This is a genomic window from Paenisporosarcina sp. P4_E4_2 (genome assembly GCF_056401595.1).
Genome location: NZ_JBFUJC010000211.1, coordinates 1 through 5467 on the forward strand (window position 1 = coordinate 1; position 5467 = coordinate 5467).

The 5467-nt window shown below is 38.1% G+C and carries 6 protein-coding genes and 1 pseudogene; all 7 read right to left on the reverse strand.

Annotated features, from left to right (window positions below; translation table 11 throughout):
• A partial coding sequence (locus tag AC1DSB_RS13605; protein ID WP_477586897.1) for an MFS transporter occupies nucleotides 1-516 on the reverse strand: 516 nt, incomplete at its 3' end.
• A 155-nt stretch (nucleotides 517-671) separates the two neighbouring features.
• Nucleotides 672-1745 carry an ABC transporter substrate-binding protein gene (locus AC1DSB_RS13610; RefSeq protein ID WP_477532068.1) on the reverse strand — a complete coding sequence of 358 codons (1074 nt, stop codon included), beginning with the start codon at nucleotides 1743-1745 and terminating at the stop codon, nucleotides 672-674.
• Nucleotides 1742-2545 carry an ABC transporter permease gene (locus tag AC1DSB_RS13615; RefSeq protein WP_016427847.1) on the reverse strand — a complete coding sequence of 268 codons (804 nt, stop codon included), beginning with the start codon at nucleotides 2543-2545 and terminating at the stop codon, nucleotides 1742-1744. Before AC1DSB_RS13615 ends, AC1DSB_RS13610 begins: the two co-directional genes overlap by 4 nt.
• Nucleotides 2529-3353, reverse strand: coding sequence for an ABC transporter permease (locus AC1DSB_RS13620; RefSeq protein ID WP_477532069.1), 825 nt, complete (start codon nucleotides 3351-3353; stop codon nucleotides 2529-2531). Before AC1DSB_RS13620 ends, AC1DSB_RS13615 begins: the two co-directional genes overlap by 17 nt.
• A complete protein-coding gene (locus AC1DSB_RS13625) occupies nucleotides 3343-4449 on the reverse strand; it encodes an ABC transporter ATP-binding protein (RefSeq protein WP_477532070.1) in 1107 nt (368 codons plus the stop codon). The genes AC1DSB_RS13620 and AC1DSB_RS13625 overlap by 11 nt, the downstream gene beginning before the upstream one ends.
• 15 nt (nucleotides 4450-4464) lie before the next feature.
• Entirely contained in the window at nucleotides 4465-5004 is a 540-nt protein-coding gene (locus AC1DSB_RS13630; protein WP_477532071.1) for a helix-turn-helix domain-containing protein, read from the reverse strand.
• Nucleotides 5005-5175: 171 nt separating this feature from the next.
• A pseudogene (locus AC1DSB_RS13635) lies at nucleotides 5176-5467 on the reverse strand (hypothetical protein); the annotation flags it as partial.

A 5467-nucleotide genomic window follows, 5' to 3' on the forward strand; every position in this document is an offset into this window, starting at 1 on the left:
TAATGCTGCGCTCGTTGCCACATAAAAAGGAAAACGAAGGCTTACTTCTGCCAATAAGCCACCGATTGCTGGCCCAATCATAAAGCCAAGGGACATCGAAGCACCAAGCAATCCCATTCCTTTTCCACGCTCTTCTTCAGTCGTAATATCCGCGACGAATGCCATCATTGGCGGAACGATAAACGCCGAACCGACACCGCTAAAGAACCTTGCCAAATACAAAATCCATAAATCTGACGCTAATCCGAACATCAGTTGAGACAAACCGAAAATGACAAGTCCAATAATAATTAAATACTTACGACCATATTTATCTGATAAGTCTCCGGCTAAAGGAGAAAATAAAAATTGAGAAAAGGCAAACATGGCGATCAAAAATCCAAGTGCCTGACCAGCCACACCAAAGGTTTCCAAGTAATCTGGCATTATTGGAATAATTAAGCCAATTCCTGACATGGCAATGAACATATTAAACATCAGCACAAAAAGTGCAAAGCGATTTGATTTACCCGCCATTATACATCCTACTTTCTTGCTCAAACTGTTTCGAGTATCTAAAATTTTAACACATAATTAATAAAAATCCATTACAAAAACCTGCCCAGTGTATGAGCAGGTTTCGTATCCGCAAGTTGAAGTTTTATCTCTATAAAAGGGAGTTGATTTAATGATTACTGGGCATCCATCTTAAATTCCAAGAACAACTCATTGTACCTACCGAGAGTTTCCAATCCCAGGTTTTTATAGACTTCCAAACGCTCCCGCATCTCTTTAGTTGGATAAAAACGCTCATCCCCAGTTACTTCAGGATCCATCAGTGGAATGGCATTTTCATTAGGTGTCGAGTATCCTACATAATCTGCATTTTGCGCAGCTACTTCTGGATCAAGCATGAAATTGATAAATTTATGAGCACCTTCTACGTTTGCTGACGTTTTCGGAATAACCATATTATCAAACCATAAGTTTGATCCTTCTTTAGGAACAGCATAGTCAATATCTTCATTGACATACATAATGTCAGCAGCCTGTCCTGACCACACCAGAGCGACAGCTGCTTCACTGCGTCGCATCGTTTCCACAATTTCATCACCAAGAATGGCTTTAATATTGGGAGATAGGGTTTTTAATTTATCCGTAGCTTCTTGAAGTTGATGCTCATCTTTTGTATTGAGTGAATATCCCAAAGAATTCAAACCCATACCCATTACTTCACGTGCACCGTCAACTAAAATGACTTCCTGCTTTAAAGATGGATCCCACAGATCTTCCCAACTTTCGAATGTTTGACCATCCAGCAGTTTTGGATTGAAGGCGATTCCAACTGTTCCCCAAAAATAAGGAATGGAATATTCATTGCCAGGATCAAAAGGTAAGTCAAGGAAGTAAGGGTCTATGTTTGATAAATTAGGTATTTTACTATGATCTATCGGAATTAATAAATCGTTTTCTTTCATTTTTTCAATCGTATATTCGGAAGGCATGGCCACATCATACGAAGTACCACCTTGTTCGATTTTTGTCATCATCGCTTCGTTCGAATCAAATGTTTCATAAACAACTGTGATACCTGTTTCTTTTTCAAATCGTTTGATGAGTTCAGGGTCAATATATTCTCCCCAGTTGTAAACGCTGATTGTATCGCTTCCAGCTCTTCCTGTTGATTTGTTCAGTTGGTTATTGATATAAAATAAAACTGTGCAAATGATGAGTATCGCTATAACTGCACGAATGATATCTTTCATTTAGAAACCCCCGTTCTAAGCGGGTTTTTTGTGCGATTCGTCACGAAGTAATAACCTAGTACCAATAATAGTGTAACGATAAACAAAAGACCCGATAATGCATTAATCGTTAATGTGATCCCTGCACGTGCCATGGAATATATTTCAACGGACAGGGTGGAAAAACCATTCCCCGTTACAAAGAAGGTCACGGCAAAATCATCCAGTGAATATGTCAGGGCCAAAAAGAATCCCGCAAATATCCCGGGTTTAATATATGGAATGATTACACGGCTCAATACATCACGTTTTGAAGCGCCTAGATCGAGTGCTGCATCAATTAAAGTACTGCTCATTTCCTGTAATTTTGGCAAGACCATAATGACCACAATTGGGACACTAAACGCGATATGTGATATCAATACCGAAGCAAAGCCCAATTTCACTCCGACCATTGTAAATAAGATCAAGAATGATGCCCCTATGATTACATCAGGGCTGACAACTAGCACATTGTTAAGGGACAACAGTGCATTACGGGATTTACGGTTTTTTAAAAATATTATACCGATAGCACCGATTACCCCAATTGCAGTGGAAAGGAGTGCAGATAATAATGCAACAATAACCGTATTAATCAGAATCATGATGAGTCGTGTATCGGCAAAAACTGCCTTATAGTGTTCAAAGGTAAATGATTTAAAACTTGACATGGTACCACCACTATTAAATGAGTAAAAGATCAAGTAAAAGATAGGCGTATACAGAATGACAAAAACAAGTGCTAAATAAACTTTTGATAATTTACTTGATCTGTCCATTTGAAAGCGCCCCCTTATCTTTTTGACCAGTTAAAATCATGATGATAACCATAAATAAAATCAAGAATACGGCAATGGTCGAACCCATTCCCCAATTTTGAGTCACTAAAAATTGTTGTTCGATCGCTGTGCCAAGCGTAATGACCTTGTTACCAGCTATCAGTCTGGTAATCATAAATAACGATAGGGAAGGAATAAATACAGCTTGAATTCCAGATTTCACACCATTGATTGTTAATGGGAAAATCACTTTCGTAAATGTTGTCCATGTAGATGAGCCTAGGTCGCGGGCGGCATCTATCAGCGAATGATTCATTTTATCGAGAGAGTTAAAAATCGGTAAAATCATGAATGGAATAAAAATATAGACTGAAACGAAAATGAAACTGAAATCAGTATAGAGAATTTGTTTTGTGCCAATACCCAATGTGTCGAACAGTTGATTTATAGGGCCAATTACACCAAAAATACCAATAAAGGCATATGTTTTTAACAACAGATTAATCCATGAAGGAATAATGATAAGCAGTAACCATAATTGTTTATGTTTTGTTTTGGTCAACCAGTAAGCAGTGGGATATGCAATGACTAAAGTGAAAGCAGTAATAAGAAAAGCATACCAAAACGAGCTTAAGGTCATTTTCAAATATACAGAAGTAAAGAAATTCTGATAATTGACGAATGAAAAATTCCCATGTAAATCAAACAACGAAAAATAAACAACAAGTACAATTGGTGCAATGACAAAGAGCAGCATCCAGCCAATATAAGGAACTAAATAATAGGAACGATTTGTGTTATTTTGCATGGTGCTCTTCTCCATACGATTCTAGACGCTTGTCGAATTCTTCTTCTGTTTCGTTCAAACGCATGACATGAATCGCTTCCGGTTCAAAATCCAAACCGATTTCTTCCCCTACTGCTGCCTTTTTAGTCGAATGGACGAGCCATTCGTTGCCTTCTTTATCGAAGGTAGATAATTCATAGTGAACTCCCCGGAATAATTGTGTGTCTACTTTAACGGTCATTTTTCCTCGATCAACAGTAGTAATTTCCAAGTCTTCCGGACGGATGACGATATCTACTTTCTCGTTCGACGACAAACCTTTGTCCGCACATTCAAATTCTTTTCCGCCAAATTGTACACGGTAATCGGAAATCATCACTCCTGGAACGATATTGGATTCTCCAATGAAATCTGCCACGAATCTGTTGATAGGTTCATCATAAATATCCATGGGTGTACCGCTTTGTTGAATGACTCCTGCATTCATAACAAAAATTTCATCTGACATAGCCAAGGCTTCTTCCTGATCATGTGTAACAAATATAAAGGTCTTGCCGAGTCGCTGTTGCAATTCACGAAGTTCATATTGCATTTCCGTTCTCAACTTCAAATCAAGTGCAGACAATGGTTCGTCGAGTAAGATAACTTCCGGATCATTTACAATAGCGCGTGCGATTGCCACACGTTGTTTTTGTCCACCAGACATTTCGACAATTTCACGGTTCTCATATCCTACTAAATTAACAAACTTAAGAGCTTCTAATACTCGACGATTAATCTCGTCTTTTTTTAACTTCTTGATACGTAATCCAAATGCCACATTCTCAAATACATTTAGGTGAGGGAAGAGGGCATAGTCTTGGAAAACCGTGTTGACTTGTCGTTCATTTGCGGGCACATGGTTGATTTTCTTGCCATTGAAATATATTTCGCCGCTGGTCGGTTCCATGAATCCGGCAATCAATCGCAATATCGTCGTTTTTCCACAGCCGGAAGGACCCAGTAATGTATAAAATTTTCCGCGTTCAATCTCAAAGCTCACATTGTTTAACACAGGTGTCGCGCTGTCGTATGATTTTGTGACGTTGTCAAAGCGGATAATCGTAGTGTCTGTCATGATTGACCTCCTGATTTATAAGTAAGAATGTGTAACAACAATTAATATTTCTGATTCCCCGTTGTGGTGATTGGATAATTGATGATGATCTGAAGCTTCAAAGTATAGGGACTGTCCTTCTTTTGCGTAAAATTCATGCGTTCCAAGAACGAGACGAATATTGCCTGTTAAGACATACATAAAAGTTTCTGATAAAGAAGGTTCGAATTGCTTATATTCCCCTTCTTCAAAAAATTTCACGAGAACCGGTTCCATTTCTTTGTCGTTTGATTCAGGGACAAGCCACCGAATTTGATACTTCTTGTCTTCATCGCAATAAACGGTTTGGTCTTCTTCCAAATACACAACGCGTTGATTTTTTTCATCATCAAAGAAATCTTTCGGTTTAGATCCGAGCACTTCCAGTAAAGTAAAAAGCGTTTCAATTGATGGGGAATTCAAATTTCGCTCCAGTTGTGAAATGTAGCCTTTACTCAAATCGGTACGTTCACCTAATTCTTCCTGAGTTAACCTTTTCTTGATGCGCAAACTCTTAATTTTGTTTCCAATTTGCATAAAGAGATGCTCCTCGCAGGTGTGATTAATAGCAACCAATGTTTATGTAAGTTTACTATCACAATACTTTAAGTTTACTATAAACGTCTTTTATTATACAAAATCCACCAATTTTTTCAAGTCTATTTATAAAAAAACTTCCCATCATAAGATGAGAAGTGAATTAATGCGTTATCTGTATTGATCGCGTTTCCATTTTCTGAATTTCTTCCAAAGACCTTTTCCGCCTGTTGTAGCCAATAAGATTGCTGATAGTGAAATACCAGCCAAAGCGGTAATGAGTGAGATCCATTCGAAAAATGAGTAGCCAGGGACCTTAGACCAATCTGTTTTTCCTTTCCAATCTTCGATGACCAAGTTCATTCCGTAAATACCGGAAACTACTGTAAAGACGGTAAGCATGAATAACAACATATTATGGCGTTTATTTGATTGATTTTCTTGGGCACGATAAAGCTCGTGC